General features: G+C 43.4%; 23 protein-coding genes. 16 read left to right on the top strand and 7 right to left on the bottom strand.

Features of this window, described 5'->3' with window-relative positions; all coding sequences use genetic code 11:
• Positions 1-4: 4 nt before the first annotated feature.
• Positions 5-592, top strand: a complete 588-nt coding sequence (dcd, locus tag JHD45_RS04555) for a dCTP deaminase (RefSeq protein ID WP_067019608.1) — start codon at positions 5-7, stop codon at positions 590-592.
• A 210-nt stretch (positions 593-802) separates the two neighbouring features.
• Here dcd and JHD45_RS04560 read toward each other — a convergent pair whose 3' ends face one another.
• Positions 803-1843, bottom strand: coding sequence for a porin (locus tag JHD45_RS04560; RefSeq protein ID WP_199475288.1), 1041 nt, complete (start codon positions 1841-1843; stop codon positions 803-805).
• A gap of 918 nt (positions 1844-2761) precedes the next feature.
• Between JHD45_RS04560 and JHD45_RS04565 the strand changes: the two genes are divergently transcribed.
• Together JHD45_RS04565 and JHD45_RS04570 are read left to right on the top strand one after the other, a co-directional pair.
• On the top strand, positions 2762-3649 hold the full coding sequence (locus JHD45_RS04565) for a diguanylate cyclase domain-containing protein (protein ID WP_199475293.1): 888 nt from the start codon (positions 2762-2764) through the stop codon (positions 3647-3649).
• A gap of 222 nt (positions 3650-3871) precedes the next feature.
• The gene (locus JHD45_RS04570; protein ID WP_199475295.1) at positions 3872-4870 is read left to right on the top strand and encodes a branched-chain amino acid aminotransferase; all 999 of its coding nucleotides are present in this window, start codon (positions 3872-3874) and stop codon (positions 4868-4870) included.
• Between the two features lie 106 nt (positions 4871-4976).
• Here JHD45_RS04570 and JHD45_RS04575 read toward each other — a convergent pair whose 3' ends face one another.
• Positions 4977-5867, bottom strand: a complete 891-nt coding sequence (locus JHD45_RS04575; RefSeq protein WP_199475297.1) for a glycosyltransferase family 2 protein — start codon at positions 5865-5867, stop codon at positions 4977-4979.
• A 419-nt stretch (positions 5868-6286) separates the two neighbouring features.
• Here JHD45_RS04575 and JHD45_RS04580 point away from each other — a divergent pair, with 419 nt between their 5' ends.
• Positions 6287-6502 carry a hypothetical protein gene (locus tag JHD45_RS04580; protein WP_199475298.1) on the top strand — a complete coding sequence of 72 codons (216 nt, stop codon included), beginning with the start codon at positions 6287-6289 and terminating at the stop codon, positions 6500-6502.
• Between the two features lie 37 nt (positions 6503-6539).
• Here JHD45_RS04580 and JHD45_RS04585 read toward each other — a convergent pair whose 3' ends face one another.
• Both JHD45_RS04585 and JHD45_RS04590 read right to left on the bottom strand, forming a co-directional pair.
• Positions 6540-7283 (bottom strand): class I SAM-dependent DNA methyltransferase, encoded by a 744-nt coding sequence (locus JHD45_RS04585; RefSeq protein ID WP_199475300.1) that lies wholly within the window; start codon positions 7281-7283, stop codon positions 6540-6542.
• 126 nt (positions 7284-7409) lie between these two features.
• Positions 7410-8702 (bottom strand): NCS2 family permease, encoded by a 1293-nt coding sequence (locus JHD45_RS04590; RefSeq protein WP_199475302.1) that lies wholly within the window; start codon positions 8700-8702, stop codon positions 7410-7412.
• Positions 8703-9067: 365 nt separating this feature from the next.
• Between JHD45_RS04590 and JHD45_RS04595 the strand changes: the two genes are divergently transcribed.
• Positions 9068-9697 carry a class I SAM-dependent methyltransferase gene (locus tag JHD45_RS04595; protein WP_199475304.1) on the top strand — a complete coding sequence of 210 codons (630 nt, stop codon included), beginning with the start codon at positions 9068-9070 and terminating at the stop codon, positions 9695-9697.
• Positions 9698-9888: 191 nt separating this feature from the next.
• On the opposite strand, the gene JHD45_RS04600 is transcribed toward JHD45_RS04595, so the two are convergent.
• Together JHD45_RS04600 and JHD45_RS04605 are read right to left on the bottom strand one after the other, a co-directional pair.
• Complete coding sequence (locus JHD45_RS04600) at positions 9889-10179, bottom strand: Dabb family protein (RefSeq protein ID WP_199475306.1); 291 nt, start codon at positions 10177-10179, stop codon at positions 9889-9891.
• Positions 10180-10202: 23 nt separating this feature from the next.
• Positions 10203-11504, bottom strand: coding sequence for a flavin-dependent oxidoreductase (locus tag JHD45_RS04605; RefSeq protein WP_233407574.1), 1302 nt, complete (start codon positions 11502-11504; stop codon positions 10203-10205).
• Positions 11505-11714: 210 nt separating this feature from the next.
• On the opposite strand from JHD45_RS04605, the gene JHD45_RS04610 reads away from it, so the two are divergent.
• Together JHD45_RS04610 and JHD45_RS04615 are read left to right on the top strand one after the other, a co-directional pair.
• A complete protein-coding gene (locus tag JHD45_RS04610; protein ID WP_199475308.1) occupies positions 11715-11912 on the top strand; it encodes a CPXCG motif-containing cysteine-rich protein in 198 nt (65 codons plus the stop codon).
• Positions 11913-12000: 88 nt separating this feature from the next.
• Positions 12001-12456: a DUF4234 domain-containing protein gene (locus JHD45_RS04615; RefSeq protein ID WP_199475310.1), complete on the top strand. Its 456-nt coding sequence runs from the start codon at positions 12001-12003 to the stop codon at positions 12454-12456.
• Position 12457: 1 nt separating this feature from the next.
• Here JHD45_RS04615 and JHD45_RS04620 read toward each other — a convergent pair whose 3' ends face one another.
• A complete protein-coding gene (locus JHD45_RS04620; RefSeq protein WP_199475312.1) occupies positions 12458-13318 on the bottom strand; it encodes a TraB/GumN family protein in 861 nt (286 codons plus the stop codon).
• Positions 13319-13543: 225 nt separating this feature from the next.
• Here JHD45_RS04620 and JHD45_RS04625 point away from each other — a divergent pair, with 225 nt between their 5' ends.
• From JHD45_RS04625 to fadB, 9 genes are all read left to right on the top strand, one after another.
• Positions 13544-14569, top strand: a complete 1026-nt coding sequence (locus tag JHD45_RS04625) for a CobW family GTP-binding protein (protein ID WP_199475314.1) — start codon at positions 13544-13546, stop codon at positions 14567-14569.
• A 181-nt stretch (positions 14570-14750) separates the two neighbouring features.
• A complete protein-coding gene (locus JHD45_RS04630; RefSeq protein WP_199475315.1) occupies positions 14751-16556 on the top strand; it encodes an acyl-CoA dehydrogenase C-terminal domain-containing protein in 1806 nt (601 codons plus the stop codon).
• 90 nt (positions 16557-16646) lie between these two features.
• Positions 16647-16961, top strand: a complete 315-nt coding sequence (locus JHD45_RS04635) for an SCP2 sterol-binding domain-containing protein (protein WP_199475317.1) — start codon at positions 16647-16649, stop codon at positions 16959-16961.
• Between the two features lie 189 nt (positions 16962-17150).
• Positions 17151-18854 carry an AMP-binding protein gene (locus JHD45_RS04640; RefSeq protein WP_199475467.1) on the top strand — a complete coding sequence of 568 codons (1704 nt, stop codon included), beginning with the start codon at positions 17151-17153 and terminating at the stop codon, positions 18852-18854.
• 53 nt (positions 18855-18907) lie between these two features.
• Complete coding sequence (locus tag JHD45_RS04645) at positions 18908-19537, top strand: DUF2889 domain-containing protein (protein WP_199475319.1); 630 nt, start codon at positions 18908-18910, stop codon at positions 19535-19537.
• Positions 19538-20311, top strand: a complete 774-nt coding sequence (locus tag JHD45_RS04650; RefSeq protein WP_199475321.1) for an enoyl-CoA hydratase-related protein — start codon at positions 19538-19540, stop codon at positions 20309-20311. It abuts the gene before it with no gap.
• Between the two features lie 320 nt (positions 20312-20631).
• Entirely contained in the window at positions 20632-21384 is a 753-nt protein-coding gene (locus tag JHD45_RS04655; RefSeq protein ID WP_199475323.1) for an electron transfer flavoprotein subunit beta/FixA family protein, read from the top strand.
• The gene (locus tag JHD45_RS04660) at positions 21381-22310 is read left to right on the top strand and encodes an electron transfer flavoprotein subunit alpha/FixB family protein (RefSeq protein WP_199475324.1); all 930 of its coding nucleotides are present in this window, start codon (positions 21381-21383) and stop codon (positions 22308-22310) included. Before JHD45_RS04655 ends, JHD45_RS04660 begins: the two co-directional genes overlap by 4 nt.
• Positions 22311-22410: 100 nt before the next feature.
• A complete protein-coding gene (gene fadB / locus JHD45_RS04665; RefSeq protein ID WP_199475332.1) occupies positions 22411-24561 on the top strand; it encodes a fatty acid oxidation complex subunit alpha FadB in 2151 nt (716 codons plus the stop codon).
• Positions 24562-24582: the final 21 nt, after the last annotated feature.

Below are 24582 nucleotides of genomic sequence, written 5' to 3' on the forward strand. Positions count from 1 at the left end.
AGTAATGCGTTTGTGTGATCGAGATATAATTACCGCTCTAGACGAAGGTTCTATAGTGATTGATCCGCGCCCTGATAACAGTGTGATCAGTGGTGTGTCTGTTGACTTACGATTAGGTAACTCGTTTCGAGTATTTCAAGGTCACCCTGCGCCGTATCTGGATTTGAGTAGCTCAAAAGCAGATCTTAACAAAGTGATTGAGTCTGTAATGAGTGATGAAATTCTCGTTGATGATGGTCGCCCGTTTTTTATTCATCCTGGGGAGTTAGTGTTGGGGGTGACGAAAGAATCGGTGACTTTGCCCGATAATTTAGTTGGTTGGCTGGATGGTCGTTCTTCTTTGGCTCGTCTTGGTTTAATGGTACATGTGACTGCACACCGTATTGATCCGGGTTGGAGCGGCGGCATTGTCTTGGAATTCCTTAATGGCGGTAAGTTGCCGATTGCTTTGAGCCCAGGTATGACCATTGGTGCCATTAATTTTGAAACCATGTCGGGGGCGGCAGATCGACCCTATAACAAACGAGATAATGCAAAATATAAAGACCAAAACTCTGCCATTGGCAGTCGAATTTCAGGTGATAAAAACTGATTATTAGTTGACTCGTTTTTGTCACTTTTCCACTAAGAGGCTCCGGCCTCTTTTTTCTTTTGTCTAGACAGCAATCCTTGTTTAAGCAATGTTTTCTATATTGTCAGTAATGAGCGCTTTTCAGAAGGGGGGACTGAAAAGGCTATAAAAACACGTAATACTTACTAATTCGGCTTAACTATATCCTTTTAGTTAAGCGAATAGCCTAAATTAAAACGAGTAGTTTAATCCGCCGTAATAAGAGTTTGAACCATTTGTGTTATGTGTGACCTGAGCAATAGTTGTAACGTTGCTGAATACATGGTACGCCACACCTAGTTTAAAGGCTTTAGCATAGGCGATGTCATCGCTCGCCTTTATATCACTGTCTTGTGTGCCGTATGCATAACCTGTGGTGAAGGTGTATTTATCCATATTATAAGATGCGGCCACTTCATAGCCATTGCGAGAAGCTGTGTTTTGTCCATCGTCTTCTTTGTTGTGTGTGTATACACCAGCAAAGTATAGGTTGCCAACTGTATAATCAGCGGCTAAACCATAATTTGATTTGTTCGCGTTATTGGTAAAGGTTTGATAGGCGTAACCAGCACGTAGATTTAAAGCATCCGTTAGGGCGTAAGCGGCAGCAGCACTATAGGCGTTGTTTTGTGTTTTGAAATTCGCTGAATTTAAGCCAGCATCAAAAACATCCAAAATATCGCCATTGTCTGACTTGCCACCTTCTGTTGTCTTAAACTGGTAAGAAGCTTCAACAGACAGTTTGCCGAAAGTATTAGAGTATAGAGCTTCGTTAGGGGCCCAGTCGTAGCCATAAGTGCCAGCTGAAGCTTCAAGACCATCATAGTTAAAAATATCAGTCGCGCTGGTGACTAAGGTGTAAAATGGGGTGTCATTTTGGCCAAAAGTAAATTTACCAATACCCTCAAACCCAAGTCCAACGAACTGGTAGCGAGCTTTAAGGTTGTCTCCACCATTTCTTAGGTTTGAACTTCTTTTGTCTGAAGCAGATTGCATGTCCCAGCCAGTTTGAAAAAAGGCGCTAGTGCCACTTTCATCTTTAATTTGACCTTTAACGCCTAAGCGAGGGCTAAAGCTGGATGAGCTACCACTTACGGAGTTATTTGTGGCAGTGAACTTCGCACGACCATAGATATCCAAGCTGGAATTATCTGTTTTTATGATACTAGCCGCATTTGCTGCTGTTGCTGCTAGCAGTAAGGGAGTAGCTAGGGTGAATATCGCTTTTTTCATGAAATGCATTCCTTCATTGTTTATTGTATCAAGTGTGCTTTCTATTGAATTGATAAGTGCACATACTAGGTAAAGTTAAACTTATTTTAGTGTTCCAATTTTTCTGTTGAGTCTCTGTCTATCCTCCTGTTTTTTGCCTGTGTTTTTGTTTCTCTGCTTTAGTTGAGTAGGGACTTTTCGGCTGCTTTGTGTCCTTAGGTATTTTTTACATGTTGCTTGCATATAAGTTGAACCAATATTCACCCTGACAAAGACCAACCTCGTCCTAAAATCGGACAAAGTCTTTCTTTTTTTGCATCATATTGGTGCATAAAATACCTTTCATGACGTCGAAAAGTGATCAAAAAAACATGTAGAACAATCACTAGGCTGACTTTACTGTCAGTATTGATGGTTACTTTTCTGCCCTCTAACAAAGCTTACAAAGCAATCAATACATTTAATTACATAACATCATCATTGTTTACCCTACGTGATTCTTAAAAGCACAATGCGTGCCAATATGTAAATAAAGGATATATTTAATAAATAAATGTCTCAAATAAGAATTTTATTGACTATTATTTACTCAATTTTGTGTGTTTTTATTTTTGATGAAACTTTCATAAATTAGCCATAGTTATCAGTCGGGCGCCATATTGATGCATAAACGTTACTTTCTGTTACAAAATAAGGCGTTATAACGATAAAAATGAGGGTGTTTTTTGAACATTTGGTTATGTTTTTCTTCTTGACTGGCTTGTTCGCCATGGTGGCTTGTTTGAAGAGGGATAGCTCCTAGAAGTATCTATATCTTGTTATGGGCTTAATATAATAATACTGTCTTAGGTTTAACCTATTGTGTTGTTCGTTTTATGGGTGGGTTGTTCGTTTGATAGGCAAATAGAGGGTGTTTTTTGAGCGAGGCGATTCGAGTAAATGAAAGCGAGTGAGTTGATTGATCTTTCTGATGTGTTGGAATTGATGCTTGATGCGGTATGTGTTGTCGACCGTTTTGGGCGTTTTGTTTTTGTTAGTGCTGCGTTTGAAGATGTGTTTGGTTATTCACCAAGTGAGGTAATTGGTCAGTCAATGGAAAGCATGGTGTTTCCTGAAGATAAGTTCAAAACCACTAAGGTGGTGGAAACACTGTTAAATGGAGAGATTCAACCCCGTTTTGAAAACCGTTGGATCCACAAGAGTGGGCGTATTGTCCACGTTTTGTGGTCGGCTCGGTGGTCTGAAGAGCACCAGGTGCGAATTGCGGTGGCCCATGATATTACAGAACGTAAGGTTATGGAGTCTCGTCTTGTCTATATGGCGGCACATGACCAATTGACAGGCTTGCCTAATCGCGCTTTTTTTCTTGAGCGCTTAGAAGAGATGTTGTTGCGGGGCCGTCAAAATGAGAAGGGTTTTTCTCCTGATGTGTTGTTTGTGGACATTGATGGCTTTAAACAAGTGAATGATAATTATGGTCATGGTATAGGAGATAAGTTATTACAACTAATTGCCCAAAGACTACAGCATTGCGTTGGTGAATCAGGGTGTGTGGCACGCCAAGGTGGAGATGAATTCCTTGTATTATTAGGTGATGACGCTTCCGCCAGTGATGCGTTGATTATTGCGCAAAATATGGTGTTAGAGATTAGTAAACCTTTTGATATTGAAGGGTTGTTGTTTCATGTCTCTGCTAGTATTGGTCTTTCTAGTGGAAAAAATCATGTAACAACTGTATTGGAGCTGATTCAACAGGCCGATCTTGCCATGTATCAAGCGAAAAAATTAGGTGGCAGTCAGGTGTCAGTGTTCAATGCAGGGGATTAGAAAGCCCACCAATCTCTCAATACAGTCCAGCCCATTTTCTTTAGTAATTACGCAAAAATACGATAAATAGTCGTTTGCTTGGTTGCTAGAGACGAAACAGTCTTTCTTGCTGGTGCTTTCTGCTTTAATATCGTGAAAAGAATCGGTCAGAGTTGGTCGAAAAATTGACTGTATTTAGTGGCGATTGATGATCGCAATCATTTATTTGTATAGGAAATAATAATGGCGGCTTTTGGTAGCATTTTTATGCCTCGTATGGCATTAGCAACATTTGATAATAACCAATGGGGTGAATCTAGGATTGTCCCATCTGATAGTATCCCAATGCACCCAGGTGCGCATGTATTGCACTACTCTAGTACTTGTTTTGAAGGCTTAAAAGCGTTTCGTCATGCTGATGGTAGTGTTCATGTGTTCCGTATGGATCAAAATATCAAACGTTTTTCACAAAGCAGCCGTTTATTAGCCTTACCAGAAGTAGATGAAGAGCAAGTAGCTCAAATGATCAAAGATATTGTGGCTGAGTTTGCTAATGATGTTCCTGAGCCACCAGGCTCTATGTATATTCGTCCAACGCACATTGGTACAGAAGCCATTATCGGTAAAGCGGCGGCCCCCAGTTTAACCTCTATGGTGTATGTTTTGTTGTCTCCGGTTGGAGATTATTTTTCAGGTGGTGCGCATGCTTTACGCATTCTTCTTGAAGAAAATGGACAGCGCTGTGCGCCTCATATGGGAATGATTAAAAGTGGCGGTAACTATGCCAGTGCACTTGGACCGATCATGAAAGCCAAAGAAGACGTTCAGGCAGATCAAATATTGTTCTGTCCTAATGGGGATGTGCAAGAGACGGGAGCAGCGAACTTCTTATTAATTGACGGTAATGAAATTATTACCAAAGCGTTGGATTCGAGCTTTTTACATGGCGTGACACGTTCTTCCATTTTGACGATTGCAAAAGATCTTGGCATGACCGTTAGTGAGCGAGAATTGACCGTTAGTGAATTGCTAGAACGTGCTGCTAAGCCGGGCGTTGAAGCGGTTCTATCAGGAACCGCTGCGGTACTGACCTCTGTTGGGACTTTTATCCATAATGGCAAAGAGTTCAAAGTAGGATCCGGTGAGCCTGGTCCAATCGCAGAGAAATTGCGTAAAACGCTAAATGATATCCAGTGGGGAAATGCGCAAGATAAGCATAATTGGCTAACCAAGATTGTTTAATGTATTTTCCTCAATGTGTTAGGGGCTTTCCCTGATTTTCGAAAAGCCAGAGTTTATGCTCTGGCTTTTTACTTTCTAGAGGGAGAGGTGGTCGTTTTTGCTCTTGCTAAAGAGGCGTGCTCATAAGGTGTCTTTTATTGTTGCTCAAACGCATTTTACTCTTGCTTTGAACATCTGAACTGAAAGCTTGAAAGTCGCCATTAAAACCATTTTTTATGGCTTTTTCGAAGGCTAAATTCAGTGTTTTTTTATAGGTGATAAGCTCGATGACTTTATTTTTAAACTGGGTATTTTGAAAACCAAGTCCATCCATATAGAGGCGCTGCAAGGTTTCCTGATAAGCTTGGTCAAAAATATTACCTACATTGGGAGCATGGCACATAGATCGTTTATGTACTCGGTATTCGTGTAGAGCTTCTTGATGAAATGTGGCATAGCTAGCAGTTTCTAATGCCCTTAAGTTAAAGAGAGTGTCGCCTCCTCTGGCAATGGGCTCCCAACTGTGTTGGGCTAAACTATGATGAAATAAAAAAAGCAAAGGAGTATTCGTAGTAAAAAAGTCGTCAATCGAAAGTTGGGTGGGCGTTTGTTTGAACCCCATGGTAATGGTTCGTTGAGAGTCATCATTCACCACACAGACATTATCAAGTGAGAGACCTGATGTCTGAGCAAGGGGAATAAGTCGTGCTAAGCGAGTGGGGTAGTAGAGATCATCCACATCCAAGGGGGCAATCCATTCGCCTCTTGCGAGTTTCTTGCCGACGTTTCGGGCAATATTAGGGCCACTCCGTTTTTGCTCTGTTTGAGTAAAACGCAGTCTTACATCTTGTATGCCCTGTTGCTTCAACCACGATTTATAATCGAAGCCATCATCTGCGATGAGGATGCACTCCCAGTTTGAGTAAGTTTGTTTAAATAGGGAGTTGAGCGCTCTTATAAGGGTCATCTGTCCTTGATAAACGGGCATAATGATAGAAACCAAATTGGCCATTGCCATACTAAAACTTCCTTAACATCCTGTTAACGATATGCAATCTCTTATGTGCTTTAGACAACGTTTCTTTTTATAACATGGTCATTGTCAGTATGGTATCGTTTTAGTGATCTCTTATGAGGTTTTCGTGATTTTTAATTAGGGGGTAAAAAGCTAGGGAGGTTGCTCGTCACTGTCTATTGGTTGGGTTGCCTGCAAACGCTTTGGATTATGAGGAGAAAGGATGGAGACTTTACCTAATCCCTAGGTTTTTTGGCAAAAAGCATTATCTAATCCTAGTATTTTGGAGTAGAGTGGGAGGACGATATATTTTCTAATCTCCCTATGACGCATATACCACATTCGCTCTTGTCATTTTTCTTTGGCTAGGGGTCACACGGTGTTTCCACACGTCTCTTTTGAATACAGCATAAAGGTAAATTATGGTTACTGGTAACAAAGATTTCTTCTTAAAACGAATTTGTATTTTTGCGGGGCAGATTATTGACCCTAATTCCGACTCTCAAGTCATTGCGATATTGAAAAGTAAATTTAATATCCGCCTCCCTCAGAGACGGTCTGTGAATGAGTCTTTATCTTCTACTGTGAGTGATCATGAGATTATCAGCTTGATTTTGAAATATCGCTCGATGGCATAAGTCGCAGATCTGTTTATCGTTTCGTTGTTTATATTCGCTAAGCTTTTACGCACACAAAGATCGCATTTCCTGATTGCCTTTGCCACGGTATGATTTTTTCATAGTCATGTTCAAAGATATGCACTTCAAAATATGGTGATAGCATGTCTTGTAGTTCATCAAAGTCTAACGCCACCATTGGATGCGCATCTTGCCAAGTTTGTTGAGAGTCGTTCGAGACTTTGTTAATGCTTAAGTTTAATGTTTGCTTTTCACCGTTGCCAACATAATGCCAGGCTGACCGGAAGGTGAAGCAACTGTCTTCATGGTTGATACTGTGTTGAATAAATAAGTCATTATTGATCTGATGCTTATCCACCACATTAAAAAAGAATACACCGCCTTTTTCTAATGCACCGTGAGCACTTTCGATGCACCCTGCCAGTTCTTTAAGAACGCCGCTGTAATGAATGGAATACAAGAAACAGGTAATTAAATCAAAGCGCTTTTCGTAACGAAATGCACACATGTTGCCGAGTGAAAATTGTGCCTGGGGACAGCGCTCTTGAGCGATATCAAGCATGGGTTGGTTGATATCTAAGCCAGAACAGTCGTAGTTTGTGGCGCAAAAATATTGAATATGTGGTCCTGTTCCACAGGCCAAATCTAAGTGGCGTTTTCCTCCATTACCAAAAATTTGGTGCATGCGATGGGCACTATCACTTTGTGCTTTATAGTCTATATCGGCGCACATCAGGTCATAGTAGCCAGAAAGGTCTGTGTATAAGGCGTTATGGGGCATGAATACTCTTTTAAAAATCACTCATATTAGGAGCGTATTGAATGGTTCATCAAGGAAAAACGAGTATCAGGCATCCTGATACTCGTTTTAGGGCTCTTCTATTCAACTTAGGTTGGTGTATGTCACTTAGATAAACACAACAAATTTACAGATAAACAAGATGGCCAGTACATAGGTCGCGATGTTTACTTGCTTATATTGACCAGATAAAACTTTGATAATGGCATAACTAACAAAGGATAAAGCAATGCCATCGGCAATTGAGTGAGTCAATGGCATCGAAAAGGCGGCAATGAGTACGGGAGCCGCATCACTAATATCATCCCAGTTTACTTTTGCCAGACTGCTTGTCATTAATACGGCAACATATAAGAGTGCGCCAGCAGTGGCGTAGCTTGGAATAGAGCCAGCCAAAGGAGAAAAGAACAAACTGACTAAGAATAAACCAGCAACAACAACAGCGGTTAAGCCAGTTCGCCCTCCAGCGGCCACGCCTGATGCGCTTTCAATATAGCTGGTTGTCGAAGAGGTGCCGAGTGCTGCGCCGATGGCTGTAGCGCTAGAGTCCGCTAAAAGGGCTTTTTTCAAGCGGGGTAGTTTGCCTTCTTTATCAAGTAATCCACCGCGTTGACCCACGCCAAGAAGTGTACCTGAGGTATCGAATAGATCCACGAATAAGAAAGCAAACACCACACTGATCATGCTGAGTTGAAAAGCACCTTCAACATCCATGGCCATAAAAGTAGGCGCAATAGATGGTGGAACTGACACGATCCCTGCAAAGTGGTTTTGACCAAAGATCATTGAAAGAACTGCAATAAATAGAATGCCGATCATCACAGCCCCTGTCACATTCAAATAGGACAAAGCGCAAATAACAAAGAAGCCAAGTAATCCGTAGAGGGCAGAAGGGGATGATAAATCGCCAAGACCAACAGCCGTAGCTGGGTTTTTAACAATAATGCCCGCATTTTGCAGTGCAATCATGGCCAAAAACAGACCAATACCCGCTGCAATGCCTAATTTTAATGAGTTGGGTATGGCGTTGATGATCCATTCGCGAATCTTAAAAATACTGATGAGAATAAAGATGATACCGGATAGAAACACCGCGCCTAATGCTTGTTCCCAAGTGTAATGCATGCCTAATACGACACTGTAGGTAAAAAAAGCATTGAGTCCCATTCCTGGTGCGAGTGCAATGGGGTAGTTGGCGTATAGCCCCATGATCAAACAGCCTACTGCGGAGGCAAGGCAGGTGGCAACAAAGACAGCCCCTTGATCCATACCTGCTTGCGCAAGAATGGATGGGTTGACGAAAATGATGTAAGCCATGGTTAAGAATGTGGTAACACCACCAATGACTTCTTTGCGCACCGTGGTGTTGTGCGCCTTGAGCTGAAAATAACGTTCAAACATAGAGAAACCTTATTGCTAATGGGGTGGCGTGATGTGAAACCTAAATGTTAGATAATGGTTGTTATTATTCATCATCAACACGCCAAGATAAGATAGTAAAACTGATTTTTTGGTCAGTTTTATGCCAAGGGGCGGCTAGTATAAAAAAAGACGGAGGATTTGGGGAGAAAAATCGTAAAAAATGTATATGAATCCTGCCGAAATCGGAGGAGGCCAGTGCGTCATCATGGGTGGGCAGGAATATGTGATTTGATATAATTGCCCTTTTTAGAGGGGCGTGTTTTGTTGGCCGTGGATATAGGTTGTCTTACAACGCTTCTTCGGATAACCGTTTTAATTGATTTGAATAGTAAGAGGGCTGCTGGATGCTTGAGTATTATGAACAACGACAACCTGAATATGAACAAATCTACTCTATTATTGAAAGACAAGACGATTTGGCGTGGTTGCAACGTAGGCTTGAAGCATCGGTTCTTGGTCGACGAGTGTTAGAAGCGGCCTGCGGTACCGGGTATTGGACACGACGAATAGCCAATGCGGCGCTTTATGTACTGGCGACAGATGCATCCGAAAAACTGGCTAAAAGTGCGTTAGAGAGTTGTGAAGGCGGGCATGTTGACTATCGGGTGATGGATGCATTTCAGATTCCCGATAGCAGTGAGTTTGATGTTTTTTTAGCAGGATTTTTCTTTTCTCATATAAAAATACAGCAGCGTCGAACCTTTATGAAAGGCATTGACCGAGCTATGAAGCCCGGTTCTAGGGTGATTTTATTTGATAATCGCTATGTTGAAGGCTGTAGCACGCCGATCTCATCTCGTAGCGAGCATGGCGATACTTATCAGACGAGAGTACTCTCGGATGGATGTAGCTATGAGGTACTAAAAAACTTCCCTGACCAAGAAGAATTAGAGATTTTGATGGAGGAGTTTTGTCATGATGTCAGTATTGAAGAGAGTGACTATTTTTGGTTAGCCATGGGAACCTTGAAATAAACATTTTTTGATAAAATGAGGGTGAGGTTTTTGGCTGGCGTTTTTTTGGGACGTAGGGTTAAGCATTGCCATATTATGCATTAGTAAAAAGAGAGCATTAGGAAAAAGAGTGTAGTGAGAAAAACAGCCCAGTTGGTTTAGGCTGGGCTGTTTTTTTGTGTTTTAAGTGTGTATGTTTTTTGGCAAACGTTCTAAATGTGGCAATCCAGTGCGCCAGCCTGAGCCACTTTCGGGCCATTAAACTGTACGACTGCAACGTGATCTGGATGCCTTTGGTAGGTGCGTAAATCTTCAAGTGAGTCAAACTGCATATTCAAGACAACATCCCAGCTTCGCTCTTCGTGAAGCTCATCAATGCTTACCTCAATACGTCTGATTTCTTTAATGGTGTTTTTGAGTGCGAGCATTTTGTCTTTAAAGGCTTGGATATGTTCATCCGATGTGTCTTCTTGATATTTGATAAAAACGTAATGTTGCAGCATGTGCGATCTCCCAATTTATAAAGCTAAGCCACTTTTTTCTTCATTTTAATGGTGGGTGGGGCGGTATTGAGGGCATCGATTGCGTAACCAGCCGCAGCCTTATAGTTGGCCATTAACTCCTGGCGATCAGCCTCAGGAAAAACGTCTTCAATATCCTCAAACACTCCGCCACAGCGTTTATCCAGCTCATTTAGAATAACAAATGGGCCTGCCCCTCGATTACGTAATACGACGTTAGAAATAGGCTCACAAAGTTGCTTGTTAAATGCGTTAAGGGCTGAACTATTGACACCATGCTCCAATAGTGCGGCGCCAAGAATACGGGCGTCTACAATGGCCTGACTGGCACCGTTCGAGCCTGTTGGGTACATAATATGAGCGGCATCGCCCATTAGTGCGACGTTATTATCTATCCAAGTGGGGATAGGATCCCTGTCAATCATGGGGTATTCAAAGACTTCCGTTGCTCCGCGAAGTAGGCCCTGAATGTCGACCCAGTCATAGTCCCAGTCTTCGAAGTGGTGGATGAAATCGTTCAAATCGACTTTTTTATTCCAATCACCACTTGTCCATCCTTGTGAATTGTCCATCGTTACTTCAGCAATCCAGTTGATGGTGGCTAATCCTGTAACGGGATCAGCTGGTGTAATCGGGTAAAACACGATACGGTGATGATGTGTCCCTAAACCAATAAAAGATGCGCCAGTGCGAATCGGCTTAGCTTGGGTGGTGCCGCGCCACATAACCGCGCCACCCCAATGAATAGGTGGTTGGGAGGGATGCATTTGCGCACGAACGGCAGAGTGTAAACCATCGGCCGCAATCAGTAGGGCGCCTTGGACTTCCAGCAGTTCACCTTCTTTGTTGGTAATATGAACGGTCACTCCCTGATCCGTATTTTGGTAGCCCGTCACTTTATGGCCTGTTTGAATGGACTCTTCGCCAAGTCGCTCTAAAACCGTATGGTATAAGAGCATTTGCAGTTTGCCGCGATGGACAGAATATTGAGGCCAATGATAGCCCGCATCTGTGCCACGAGGTTCACAATAGACTTCCTTTCCATTTAGTCCTACCAACGCCCATTCTTTTGTTTGTAGACCAATTTTATCAAGTTGCGTTGTGTCTAACCCTAAATCATATAGCTCTCGTACTGCGTTGGGCTGAATATTGATGCCAACCCCCAGTGGTTTTAGCTCGGCGACACTTTCATAGACAACACATTGAATGCCTATTTGTTCGAGTGTTAAGGCCAGTGTTAAGCCACCGATACCGCCACCTGCAATAATTACTGGAAGGTCATTCTTATTAGGGTTATTCGACATCATAAGTTTTCGTTATCCACAATTGCTGATCAAAACAGTCATTATCACCGACTGAATAAGTGCTGACAACTGAATTGAGCCATTTACCTCGTTTTGTGCTTCACTGGTATGAAATAAGGATGAACAAAAATGATTCCTTGCTTACCTGCTTGGCGTCCAAATGTTAAGTCGTTAGGCTATTGTATATTTGTAATGCTTGTATGGAGTCTGTGTATGAACGATTTACTCACCACCGATATCTCATGCCCTTATTGTGGAGAGGCGATTGAGGTGATGGTTGAAGTGTTAGAAGAGAGCCAAGAATATATTGAAGACTGTCAAGTTTGTTGCCGCCCAATTGTTTTTAATGTTGAGATGGCATTTGATGGCTCGCCGTCCATTTATGTTCGCTCCGAGAACGATACTTATTGAATGGATTTTTTTCAGGTATGTATTGGTTTTTATTCGTTTTAGTCGTTAAGATGCGCGCTTTCAAACCTGTTTTAGAGTGAGTGACCGCATGTCTGATATTGCCGCATTAAAGAAAGACGTAAACATGAAAACATGGCAGTTATTGTTACTGACTCTTGTGACAGTTGGAATTTACAATTTGGTTTGGATATTTACAACAACCAATAAAATCCAATGTCATACTGGGATTAAAGTGGTGGGGCAGCCATTTTTACTGGTTATGTCGGTTTGTTTTGCGTGGGCTGGTGTCTTTTCAGAGAGTATTTATCCTTTAGTGGCGCTTCTGAGTTTGGCTATTTCAGTGAGCCTGTTGGCTCTTTATGAAGTGTGGGCATTTAAGGCAAGAAAGGCGTTGCAGCAGGTGGCTCTAGTAGAGCACCAGCAGGTGTATAAGATGAATGTGATTTACACCTTTTTGTTCACTCTGTATTACATTAACTATTGCATTAATGATTTACCTAAACAGCTTGAAAAACAAAAAGCCGACATTGATGCCCTTCTCTGATTTAGAGTTTTTCAACTTGGTAGCCACTGTCTTGAAGTTTGGCTAATAGACTATCTGGCCCCGCCAAATGTAAGGTTCCGACCATAATAAACTCGACGGGTTTGTCGGTGAGCATTTTTTGGATTTGAGGCATCCAAGTATTATTGCGTTTGACAAGAAGCTCTTGGTAGATTTCTGGATACTCTTGCCTAAACTCGGTCAACTCTTGTGCTTCCATAGCCGCTAGATCGCCTTCACGCCAGCTTTTTCTAATCTGGCTCATACTTTTTGTCATGTCTTTTATGTCATCTAAGGCGTATTGAACCATGCTGTTACTATCTTCCTTGTTCAAGTCCGATAGCATTTTAATCTGTGCATCTGGTGTCTCTAGCCAGGCTTGTGGCTTATGGTCTTGTAAGGCTTTATTGGCATAAAATTGATCGACTCCTTCGCTGATGAATCCCATATGTTTGAGCTCAAGGGTGGTTAATGTCATGGCGATGGAGCTGGGCTTTAGATGCTGAATGGCTTCAATGGGAACATGGCGTGTGGTTAAGTAGTCTTTTAGTGCGCCGTAAGTGCTTGGGGTAATAACATCGCCAATGGTGGTGCCATCTGTGAAAGACAGCTGCTCTTGCATCTGTTGGCGAAATTCGGGTTTGCTGATGGCATTTATATCGGTTTCGAAGACCACTTTGTCTGCAGCTTGATAGGCTTGTTCATAAGCGTGAGGTAACGGGTAGTCATCTGGGGTGAGCATGTGTACGGTACCGCCTATATACAAGGTGTGATCACCCGAGGACACCTTCCAGACAGAGGCTGCTTGGGTTTGAAAGGTGGCAGCAGTGAGTAAAGTAAGACCGCATTTTTTGATAAAGCTCATAAACAGCATCCGACTTGAAGTTTGTTTACCAGAATAGCGCCGTTTTTATGAGAACTGCAATGCGGGGCGGAGAGCAAAATTGATTATCAGCGTAATATGCTGAAAGAGTGCTATTATTCTGCTCTTTTTATACTTTACCTTGTCAAGGGTATCCTATTTTTAGGCAGGTAAGACGTAAAACTGCCTTGAAAACCGTTCTTTTATTAATCTGAATGGGAGAGTTGAATGAGTAAAAGCCATGACCGTTATCAAGGTATTAAAGTAACGCTAATCACCGGTTTTTTAGGCGCAGGAAAAACCACTATGATTCAGCATTTACTATCTCATGTACCGGATGGCGAACATTGGGCAGTGCTGATTAATGAGTTTGGTGATGTCGGCATTGATGGCGCTTTAATTGAAGGCAAAGGTATTAAGGTTAAGCAGGTGCCAGGGGGCTGCTTATGCTGTACTACATCGGCTGCGTTTGGAACGGGGCTGAACGAGCTGATTACCATAGCAAACCCTGACCGGATTATTATTGAACCCACAGGGATAGGCCATCCAGACCAAATAGTGAAGCAACTGAACGCATCCCATTACCATGGCGTGCTAGAAGTTGGAGCGAGTATATGCTTGCTGGATGCACGAAACTTATCGGATCCTCGTTATTTAGGGCATCCGGCCTTTTTCGACCAAATCAATATGGCCGATGTGTTGATTGCCAGCAAACAAGATACCTATGATGAGTTTGAAGAAGTGCGCTTTATCGAGTTTGCTAAGCAGTTTGAGCCTGCAAAAGCCGTCATTGGGTTTTCTAGCGATGGTATTGTGGATCTGGATTGGTTAAATGTTGAGCCAATTCGTCAGTCTTGTAAGATTGATCACCACGATCACCACGATCACCACGATCACCACGATCACCACGATCAAGTCGAGTCGTTTACCAGTCAGCCTAAGCAAGGGGTGACAGTATTTCATAAACGCGATAGCGAACTAAGCAGCTTGGGATGGGTAATGGAGGATCGTTATGTTTTTGCCCTTGATGCCCTGGTTGACATGTTGTCGAATTTGCAATCTCAACCTGGTTTTTGGCGGGCCAAAGGGGTTATCAATACGGCGGATGGGCACTCTGTTCAAGTTAATGTAAGTGCTGTTGAGCAATCCATTGTGACCGCTGAAGTACTAAAAGAAAGCCGTTTTGAATGTTTGTTTGATACGGGCCAAAATGCACAAAACTTCATGAGTGTCATAAACAATGCTTTGTTTTGAAAAAGTTTTTACTCCGTTCTCTATATGAAAAAACCATTTCTCTCATTCTCGTGATGAATTTTGTCATTGATTTTGGTTCGTTTTGTTATTGAGAGAATGCGACTTATAGACGACTCTTTATGGTATGTTAATCGCTCTGTTTGAGTTTGATGTGACTAAAAACAATAAGAGGTCATAGGTTATGCCAGAATATAAAGCGCCCTTGCGAGATATTAAATTTGTTACCGATGAGGTTTTGGACTTTCAGAGTCATTATGCCAAATTGCCAGGAGCAGAAGAGGCGACACCCGATATGGTGTCAGCGATTCTTGAAGAAGGCGCTAAATTTGCTGAGCGTGTTCTCTCTCCTTTAAACCGTGTTGGCGATCAGCAAGGTTGTCAATTCAAAGACGGTGTGGTGACCACGCCCGAGGGTTTCAAAGAAGCTTATCACCAGTATGTCGAAGGCGGCTGGCCCTCTTTATCTCACCCTGAAAGTATGGGGGGACAAGGTTTGCCTGATTCTTTGGGGATGCTGGTGACAGAGATGATTGCCACCTCGAATTGGGCGTGGGGGATGTACCCAGGCTTAAGTCATGGGGCCATGAACACGATTGAGCAGCATGGTACCGAGGAGCAAAAACAAACCTATCTAACCAAACTTGTCTCTGGTCAGTGGACGGGCACCATGTGTCTGACTGAGCCCCACTGTGGTACTGATCTGGGGATGTTGAAAACCAAAGCGGAACCACAGAGCGATGGCAGTTATGCCATCTCCGGTACCAAAATATTCATCTCCGCAGGTGAGCACGATATGGCGGAAAATATTGTTCATATCGTTTTAGCCCGTCTTCCTGACGCCCCGGTGGGTACCAAAGGAATTTCCCTCTTTATCGTGCCTAAATATACCGTCAATGATGCGGGAGATAAGGGCGAACGCAATCAAGTTTCCTGCGGTTCTATTGAACATAAAATGGGCATCCATGGTAATGCGACTTGTGTGATGAACTTTGATGGTGCTAAGGGCTTTTTGATTGGTCCACCAAACCGTGGCCTTAACTGCATGTTTACCTTCATGAATGTTGCTCGCTTAGGAACGGCAGTTCAAGGGTTGGCCCATGCAGAGTGGGCGTTGCAAAACTCGGTTGCTTATGCAAAAGATCGCCTGCAAATGCGTGCGCTATCCGGTGCCAAAATGCCAGATAAAGCAGCCGATCCGATTATCTTTCATCCTGATGTTCGTCGTATGTTGTTAACACAAAAGGCTTTTGCAGAAGGAGGACGAGCACTTATTCATTATTGTTCTATGCTGGTGGATAAGATGAAGCACGGTAATGAGGAAGATAAAGCTGAGGCGGATGAGTTGATGTCGTTGCTAACGCCGATTGCGAAGGCATTTTTAACAGAAACTGGTTTTGAAGCAGCGAACCACGGCTTGCAGGTCTATGGAGGTCATGGGTACATCGCGGAATGGGGAATGGAACAAAACGTGCGTGACTGTCGTATTGCCATGCTTTATGAAGGAACAACGGGGATTCAGGCGTTGGATTTATTAGGACGAAAAGTCTTAATGACTCAAGGGGCAACATTGCGTCGTTTCACCAAAATCATTCATAAATTTTGTAAGGAACACAAAGGCGACAAACGCTTTAAATCCTACATCTCTGCGCTGGATAAATTGAACAGCGAGTGGGGGGATGTGACCATGAAAATCGGTATGAAGGCCATGAAAAACAAAGAGGAAGTTGGTGCGGCTTCAGTCGATTACTTGATGTTCTCTGGTTATGTTGTATTAGCCTATTTCTGGGCTCGGATGGCTGTTGTTGCGCAAACGAAACTCGACGAAGGAACGGATGAGGTAGGTTTCTACACAGCGAAACTGCAAACGGCGACCTTTTATTATGAGCGCTTATTGCCACGGACAAAAATGCATGCGGAAGCCATGTTGTCCGGAGCGGGTAACCTATTAGCTATGGAAGAAGACAACTTTCTTTTTCTGAATGCTTAGCTGAAGTGACTGTGCCGAGTAAAAGTTGCTTATAAAGTGAGTAGGCGCAATAGAATGATGGTATTTTTAGACTAGACTGGAGGATAGGAAATGAGTGAAGTAAAAGCAGTGTTTGATGCTATGCTTGGACGTTTTGATGCAGACGAAGCGGATGATATGAGCGCTGTCTTCCAATTTGATATGGATGAAGGTGAGCATTATCACCTTAGTATCGAGGATGGTAAGTGTGCTCTTGCTGAAGGTGAACATGATGATCCAACGGTTACTCTTGAAATGGATTTACAGACGTTAAAAGACGTGATGAGTGGCGAGTTGGATGGAATGGCGGCCTTTATGCAGGGAAAAATACGGGCGGATGGGGATATTATGCTGGCAACTAAGTTGACGCAGATTTTTCCTCATTAGCCTTTAGCTTTGCTGGTCATAGCATACATGAGCGCCAAATAGTCACTATTTGGCGCGAGTTCCAAGCAATGCACATTCTCCTGACAAAAACAATAATTGGAGTTAAGAATGCAGATGGACAATTCGATCTCTACACAAAATGAGGGTGGTCAGTCTTCAGCTGGCTCTGTTCTCAGGGAGAGTGAAACCATGAAAAATGTATCCGGTAGTCGTGTTCCTGATGGTAATGCATTGGGCACCAAAACGCCTGGTAGTTATATTCCGGATTCACTGAACCCACATCATTACCAATCGTTATTGGATGTGTTCAATGCATCTTGTCAACGGTTTGCCGATTTATCTGCCTTTAGCAGTGTTGGCCACACAATTACCTATCGTCAATTGGAAGAGAAAGCAAACCAATTTGCCGCCTATCTACAGCAATTGCCGGGTGTCAAAAAAGGGGATCGCATCGCGATTCAGCTCCCGAATATTATTCAATACCCAGTGGTCTTTTTTGGTGCGCTAAAAGCGGGGTTGATTGTGGTGAACACGAACCCCTTGTATACCCCTCATGAACTGGAGCATCAATTTAATGATGCGGGGGCAAAGGTTCTCGTTGTATTTGCGAATATGGCGCATAACATCGAGAAAATTCTGCATAAAACCGAGCTGAAACACGTCATTATCACTCAGATTGCTGATTTTCACAGCGCTCCTAAGCGCTTGCTGATTAACGGTGTGGTGAAGTACATCAAAAAATTGGTGCCAAACTACCATTTGCCTCAAGCAATCTCTTTAAATGAGGCCCTTGCGAAAGGCCGGCATCACACAGTAACTCCCGTGAACATTACCCCAGAAGATATTGCTGTCTTGCAATACACCGGAGGTACCACAGGCATTGCCAAAGGAGCAATGCTGACTCATGCCAATTTGATTTCGAATATGTATCAGCTGAACTTTCGTTTAGAGAGTGTTCTGCATGAGGGGAAAGAGATTTTTATTGCGCCACTTCCTCTCTACCATATTTATGCTTTTTTAATTCATGGACTCAGTTTGCTGTCGCGTGGCGGCCATTCTATTTTGATTCCGAATCCGAGGGATTTACCCGCCTTTATTAAAGAATTGAAAAAGTGGAAGTTTACTGGCTTTGCGGGGTTGAATACGTTATTTGTGGGTCTATGCAATCGCCCTGAATTTTCCGAGGTGGATTTTAGCGAACTCAAATTAACCTGCTCAGGTGGTATGCCTTTAACGAGTGCTGCGGCGGCTAAATGGTTCGATGTCACTGGCTGTAAAATTGTTGAAGGCTACGGATTAACGGAAACATCCCCTGTTGTATCCTTTAACCCTTATGGTAAAGAGCGAATTGGTACCATTGGTTTGCCTGTTAGTGAAACGGAAATCAGTATCCTTGATGACAGTGGGAAGCCTGTGGCACAAGGGGAGGCAGGGATGTTATGTGTGCGAGGTCCCCAAGTGATGAAGGGTTATTGGCAGCGTGAAGATGCCACACGAGAGGCCATGACAGAGGATGGTTTTTTCATTACAGGCGATATTGCCATGGAGCATCCAGATGGCTATTTACAAATCGTTGATCGAGCCAAGGATATGATCATCGTGTCGGGATTTAATGTGTATCCGACTGAAGTCGAAGAATGTTTATCTGCGCATCCAGATATTTTGGAAGCCGCTGTTATTGGCGTGGCTGATGAAAAAGCAGGCGAGGCTATTAAAGCCTTTATTGTATTAAAAGATCCCAATGTTTCCATCGATTTAAAAGCGGTGCGGACTTATTGCAAAGAAAACCTTACTGCCTACAAAGTACCTAAATACGTCGAGGTACGCAAAGAGCTTCCTAAGAGCAATGTCGGTAAGGTGTTGCGTCGATCATTACGCGATGAAAAGGCCTAAGAAGCGCAAGATTTGCAGTCCGAGCAATTGGAAATGAGAGAGGTCTTAGTTTTATGTCATCAAATAAAAAAATACAGACAGAACAAGATGATGCTAATAGCGGTCATGAGATTGATAAGGCGGTTGGAAGCAAAACAAAACGCGAGCTAATGCATCGGCGGCGAGTTGAGTCAAATGGTTATCGTCGTGATGATGGTTTATGGGATATAGAAGCTCATATGAAAGACCTTAAGACTTATGATGTTTATCGGGATTTTGATGGAAGCAAGGTGCCAGAAGGGAGCCCTTTTCACGATATCAGCCTTACCATGACATTAGATGATTCGTTTAAGGTGATTGATATTCATGTTCATATGGATGCGTTCCCATTTCCAAACTGTAGTGGTGCAATACCAAGCTTTGAAGTGATCAAAGGAACGCGAATTGGTCCTGGTTGGAGCCGTTGGCTAAAACAAGAGTTTAAAGGCAAAGTCGGTTGTACTCATGTACTTGAATTGCTGCCAGTGGCTGCGACAACGGCTTATCAAATGATGTGGGGCCCATTAAGCGATAAATACCCAGAACAGATCTCTAAAACGTTACAGGGACTTGTGAATTCTTGCCATGGTTGGTCTGATGATGGCCCAATGGTACGCAAATTAGTGACAGAGGATGTGATTCGCCTACCTGAAGAGGAGGTGTAAATGAGCGAGTTGACTACAGATATGGTTGTTGAAACCTGTTTGTCGGGAGTGCAGGTTTTACAAATGAATCGCCCTGATAAAAAAAATGCCATTACCTTAGAAATGTATGACAACTTGGCACTTGCTTTACAGCGAGCCGAGCAGGACGACTCGATCAAAGTCACCTTAATTCATGGGGCCAATGGTGAATTCTCCGCCGGGAACGACATCAATGAGTTTTTACAAGTTGCTCAAAATCCAGACAAGATGTCCTCCGCTCTTACATTTTTACAAACATTAAGTGGCTATAAAAAACCATTGGTCGCGGGGGTTGAAGGGAGGGCTGTCGGTGTGGGGGCGACCATGTTGCTCCATTGCGATCTAGTATTAAGTGCTCGAGAGGCAACTTTTCAGTTTCCTTTCGTGCCTTTGGGACTCGTGCCTGAGGCGGCTTCTAGCTATTTATTACCCAAGCTAGTGGGCTATCAAAAAGCCTTTGAGGTACTTATTTTAGGGGACGCTTTTAGTGGTGTAGAGGCACAGGCTATGGGCTTAGTGAATCATCTTTGTGACTCAGGTGAGGCATATGAGGTGGCGTTGCAATACGCCCAAAAGCTGACGAATTTGCCGGCAGAAGCGGTGATGTTAAGTAAGGATTTATTGAAATATCGGTGTCAAGATGACGTTCAAATGGCACTGATGCGTGAAGGGCGTATTTTTAAGGATCGACTGAAATCCAAAGAAGCTCGTGAGGCGTTTGCCGCTTTTCTATCGCGAACGCGTTCTATGGATTAAAGCTGGATTCTGTTTCGCCCTTATCTTTTCACTGTTTAGTTAACAAAGGTTTATCCACACCGACTATAATAGACTTTCCAAATCACATGCTTTCTGACTTTGTTTGATTGCGTGATTTTTTTTGTTAGTTAACTGGGGCTTTTTTGTCATTGATGGAAAAAGTTTGTAACTTATTATTAGTAGTACAAATTCTACTTATTTAAGCGCACTATTAACAAGCAGGTGTCATGGTTTGACTGAGTCTGGAGTGGACTGGACTCTATAGACAGCAAACCGTTGGATTGAACCTTAATAAAGTAAAAAGAATGTAAAGAGGGCTTATGAAAGTACTAGTATCCGTAAAGCGGGTGATCGATTACAACGTGAAAGTACGTGTGAAAGCAGATCATTCCGCCGTTGATCTTACCAATGTCAAAATGTCGATGAATCCTTTTTGTGAAATCGCTGTAGAAGAAGCGATTCGTTTAAAAGAAAAAGGTGTCGCTGATGAGGTGGTGGTTGTATCGGTAGGATCAAAATCTTGCCAAGAGACCTTGCGTACTGCTTTGGCATTGGGAGCAGACCGTGCGATTCAAGTAGAGACAGAGGATGGGTTGGACTCTTTGTCCGTGGCGAAACTGTTAGCGGGTGTTGCCAAGGACGAAGCGGCGGATCTTATTATTATGGGTAAACAATCCATCGATTCTGATAATAACCAAACAGGTCAGATGGTCGCCGCTCTTTTGGATTACCCTCAAGCTACCTTTGCATCGGAAGTGATAGTAGAAAATGGCGAAGCTAAGGTCACTCGTGAAATAGACGGTGGTCTACAAACGTTAGCAATTACTTTACCTGCAGTGGTGACAACCGATTTGCGACTAAACGAACCGCGTTTCGCCTCCTTACCTAATATTATGAAAGCTAAGAAAAAGCCTCTGGATGTGAAAACACCAGCGGATTTTGGTGTAGAAGTAGGTTCGAATGTCAGTATCGTCTCTGTCACACCGCCGCCAGAACGTGCTGCAGGGATTAAGGTAGGATCGGTGAGTGAGTTAGTTGATAAATTGAAAAACGAAGCGAAGGTGGTGTCATGAGTATTTTAGTTTTAGCAGAACACGACAATCAGTCTCTAAAGCCAGCGACGCTTAATACGATTACTGCGGCTTCGCAGATTGGTGGAGACGTTCATTTACTTGTGGCGGGGTTTGAGTGCCAGACAGTCATTGCACAGGCATCAAAAGTGGCTGGCGTCAGTAAAGTGTTGTCTGCCGATAATGCTGTTTACGAACATCAATTAGCTGAAAATATTGCTAAGTTGGTGGTAGATGTCGCCGAGGGCTACAGCCATATCTTGGCACCTGCGACCACCACGGGGAAAAACACCTTACCTCGTGTTGCGGCTTTGCTTGATGTCGCCCAATTGTCCGATGTTATCAAAGTGGAATCGGCTGATACATTTGTGCGTCCAATATACGCAGGCAATGCCATTGCGACCGTTAAATCCAGCGATTCAGTAAAAGTCATTACGGTACGTGCGACGGGTTTTGATGCCGCTGCTGATGAAGGTGGCGATGCTCAAACAGAGGTCCTATCACAGGTGATTGCCTCAGAAAAGAGTCGTTTCGTGAGTGAGCAATTAGCGGAGTCTGATCGCCCAGAATTAACCGCCGCGAGTGTGGTCATTTCTGGCGGTCGAGGCATGGGCAGTGGTGATAACTTTAAGTTGTTGGATGGCATTGCGGACAAATTGGGCGCGGCGATCGGGGCTTCACGAGCAGCGGTTGATGCAGGCTTTGTGCCGAACGATTTGCAAGTGGGTCAAACGGGGAAAACTGTTGCGCCAGACTTGTACATTGCTGTTGGGATTTCTGGTGCGATTCAACACTTGGCAGGTATGAAAGATTCTAAAGTGATTGTCGCGATCAATAAGGACGAAGATGCGCCAATTTTTCAAGTAGCAGACTATGGCTTAGTGGCGGATTTATTTGATGCGGTGCCTGAGTTAGAAAAAAGTCTATAGCACCGTACTCATTAGTATAACGTCATAATTATCAGCATCCGACTGTATACGACGGGCAAAGTGTTCGTCGTATACACAATAAAAATAATGGGAGAGCAACATGATGTTCCAAGGAAAAGCAATAAAGGTCTCGATGGACGATACGAATATCGCGACCGTTACACTCGATCTTGAAGGTGAATCCGTTAATAAATTTAATGGATTAGCACTCAAAGAATTATCTGAAGTCGTTGCCATGTTAAAGACCACCGATGATTTACAAGGGGTGATTTTTGCCAGTGCAAAAAATGTCTTTGTTGTTGGAGCAGATATCACAGAGTTTACGGCTTGGTTTAAGTTAGAAGATGAAGACTTAGCCGATAAACTTCGTGAAGCTCACCATATTTTTAAGGAAATTTCGAATCTGTGTTGTCCAACTGTGGCGGCGATCAATGGTATTGCTCTGGGCGGTGGTTTTGAGTTGTGCCTTGCTTGTGATTATCGTGTCATGGCGGATTCCGCTAAAGTGGGTTTGCCAGAAACTCAACTAGGCATCTACCCAGGTTGGGGTGGAACAGTGCGTTTACCTCGTTTGATCGGAGCTGATAATGCTTGTGAATGGATCTGCGGTGGTGCTCAAAAACGCAGCGAAGAAGCATTAAAAGATGGGGCGGTGGATGCTGTTGTGCCCGTTGAGAAGGTACAAGAGTCTGCTCGACATCTTATTCAGCAAGTGCAAGATGGCAAACTTAGCTATCGTTCTCGCCGAGATATACTACGGGCGCCGATGCAGTTCTCGCCAATCGAAAAGATGATGGTGTTTGAGTCCGTTCGAGGGGTAGTCGGGGCGAAAGCTGGTAAGCATTATCCTGCGCCAATGGCGGCCATTAAAACCATGGAAAAAGGCATTAGCCAAGACATGGAAAAAGCGGCTGAAACAGAAATCAAAGGTTTTGTTAAACTCGCTAAAAGTACGGTAGCAAAATCCTTGGTGACCTTGTTCTTAAGTGATCAAGTCATCAAGAAAACAGCTGGCAAATACGCAAAAGATGCGACCCCTGTCAAACAAGCCGCTGTGTTAGGCGCTGGTATAATGGGTGGCGGTGTGGCTTATCAATCCGCTTCCAAAGGCACGCCAATTATTATGAAAGACATTCGACCCGAAGCGCTTGAACTTGGGCTGAGTGAAGCGAATAAGCTATTTAATGGTCAAATTGAGAGAGGCCGTTTAACCGCTGATAAAGCGTTGAAAGCCATGAATGGCATCACGCCAGCACTAAGTTATGGTGAGTTTGGTCATGTTGATTTAGTCGTGGAAGCCGTGGTCGAAAATGTTAAAGTCAAAAAAGCCGTGTTGGCTGAAACCGAACAGTATATCGCTGATACTACTATTTTAGCCTCCAATACGTCGACCATCTCCATTACAGAACTGGCGAAAGACCTAAAACGTCCAGAAAATTTTTGTGGCATGCACTTCTTTAATCCTGTTCATCGCATGCCATTAGTTGAAGTTATTCGTGGTGCGAAAACCAGTGATGCAGCGATCGCTAAGACGGTTTCCTATGCTCAGGCGATGGGGAAAACGCCAATTGTCGTGAATGACTGCCCAGGATTTTTGGTTAACCGAGTCCTGTTCCCTTATTTCGCTGGTTTCTCCTTGATGATGAAAGAAGGAGCAGATTTTCAGCAAGTCGATAAGACGATGGAAAAATTTGGTTGGCCAATGGGACCTGCGTATCTTCTTGATGTGGTGGGTATAGACACTGCGTATCATGCTGATCGAGTGATGGCAGATGGTTACCCAGATCGTATGAAGCATGAAGGCGTGAATGCGGTTGATCGTCTTTATGAATTAGAGCGCTTTGGCCAGAAAAATGGTAAAGGCTTTTATATGTATGAGCCTGATCGTAAAGGCAAACCGAAAAAGCTCTTTGATCCAGAAATCAACGCTCTTTTGGCGTCAACAGTGGACGCTAAAACAGAATTATCCGACGACGATATCATCGCTCGAATGATGATTCCACTGTGTATCGAAACCGCTCGTTGTTTAGAAGAAAACATCGTATCCAGTGCTGCGGAAGCGGACATGGGGTTAATTTACGGGATTGGTTTCCCTCCTTATCTGGGCGGTGCTTTGCACTATCTAGACCAAATGGGGCTGCAAGCGTTTTGTCAACTTGCAGATAACTACAGCCACTTAGGTACGTTGTATGAGCCCACCGCAAGAATGCGTGAAATGGCAACCAACAACGAAACGTATTACGGCGAATAATGCCCCACGGTTGAACGATTT

The sequence above is a fragment of the Marinomonas spartinae genome, from assembly GCF_016461715.1.
GTDB classification, from domain to species: Bacteria; Pseudomonadota; Gammaproteobacteria; order Pseudomonadales; family Marinomonadaceae; genus Marinomonas; species Marinomonas spartinae_A.

Excerpts from the sequence above, each read along its gene's own strand:
- fadB (WP_199475332.1), top strand. The coding sequence starts at position 22,411 with ATGATGTTCCAAGGAAAAGCAATAAAGGTCTCGATGGACGATACGAAT.
- JHD45_RS04600 (WP_199475306.1), bottom strand. The coding sequence starts at position 10,179 with ATGCTGCAACATTACGTTTTTATCAAATATCAAGAAGACACATCGGAT.
- JHD45_RS04575 (WP_199475297.1), bottom strand. The coding sequence starts at position 5,867 with ATGGCAATGGCCAATTTGGTTTCTATCATTATGCCCGTTTATCAAGGA.
- JHD45_RS04560 (WP_199475288.1), bottom strand. The coding sequence starts at position 1,843 with ATGAAAAAAGCGATATTCACCCTAGCTACTCCCTTACTGCTAGCAGCA.
- JHD45_RS04580 (WP_199475298.1), top strand. The coding sequence starts at position 6,287 with ATGGTTACTGGTAACAAAGATTTCTTCTTAAAACGAATTTGTATTTTT.
- JHD45_RS04565 (WP_199475293.1), top strand. The coding sequence starts at position 2,762 with ATGAAAGCGAGTGAGTTGATTGATCTTTCTGATGTGTTGGAATTGATG.
- JHD45_RS04615 (WP_199475310.1), top strand. The coding sequence starts at position 12,001 with ATGTCTGATATTGCCGCATTAAAGAAAGACGTAAACATGAAAACATGG.
- JHD45_RS04640 (WP_199475467.1), top strand. The coding sequence starts at position 17,151 with ATGAAAAATGTATCCGGTAGTCGTGTTCCTGATGGTAATGCATTGGGC.
- JHD45_RS04630 (WP_199475315.1), top strand. The coding sequence starts at position 14,751 with ATGCCAGAATATAAAGCGCCCTTGCGAGATATTAAATTTGTTACCGAT.
- JHD45_RS04610 (WP_199475308.1), top strand. The coding sequence starts at position 11,715 with ATGAACGATTTACTCACCACCGATATCTCATGCCCTTATTGTGGAGAG.
- JHD45_RS04620 (WP_199475312.1), bottom strand. The coding sequence starts at position 13,318 with ATGAGCTTTATCAAAAAATGCGGTCTTACTTTACTCACTGCTGCCACC.
- JHD45_RS04655 (WP_199475323.1), top strand. The coding sequence starts at position 20,632 with ATGAAAGTACTAGTATCCGTAAAGCGGGTGATCGATTACAACGTGAAA.
- JHD45_RS04650 (WP_199475321.1), top strand. The coding sequence starts at position 19,538 with ATGAGCGAGTTGACTACAGATATGGTTGTTGAAACCTGTTTGTCGGGA.
- JHD45_RS04605 (WP_233407574.1), bottom strand. The coding sequence starts at position 11,504 with ATGATGTCGAATAACCCTAATAAGAATGACCTTCCAGTAATTATTGCA.
- JHD45_RS04635 (WP_199475317.1), top strand. The coding sequence starts at position 16,647 with ATGAGTGAAGTAAAAGCAGTGTTTGATGCTATGCTTGGACGTTTTGAT.
- JHD45_RS04590 (WP_199475302.1), bottom strand. The coding sequence starts at position 8,702 with ATGTTTGAACGTTATTTTCAGCTCAAGGCGCACAACACCACGGTGCGC.
- dcd (WP_067019608.1), top strand. The coding sequence starts at position 5 with ATGCGTTTGTGTGATCGAGATATAATTACCGCTCTAGACGAAGGTTCT.
- JHD45_RS04570 (WP_199475295.1), top strand. The coding sequence starts at position 3,872 with ATGGCGGCTTTTGGTAGCATTTTTATGCCTCGTATGGCATTAGCAACA.
- JHD45_RS04645 (WP_199475319.1), top strand. The coding sequence starts at position 18,908 with ATGTCATCAAATAAAAAAATACAGACAGAACAAGATGATGCTAATAGC.
- JHD45_RS04585 (WP_199475300.1), bottom strand. The coding sequence starts at position 7,283 with ATGCCCCATAACGCCTTATACACAGACCTTTCTGGCTACTATGACCTG.
- JHD45_RS04625 (WP_199475314.1), top strand. The coding sequence starts at position 13,544 with ATGAGTAAAAGCCATGACCGTTATCAAGGTATTAAAGTAACGCTAATC.
- JHD45_RS04595 (WP_199475304.1), top strand. The coding sequence starts at position 9,068 with ATGCTTGAGTATTATGAACAACGACAACCTGAATATGAACAAATCTAC.
- JHD45_RS04660 (WP_199475324.1), top strand. The coding sequence starts at position 21,381 with ATGAGTATTTTAGTTTTAGCAGAACACGACAATCAGTCTCTAAAGCCA.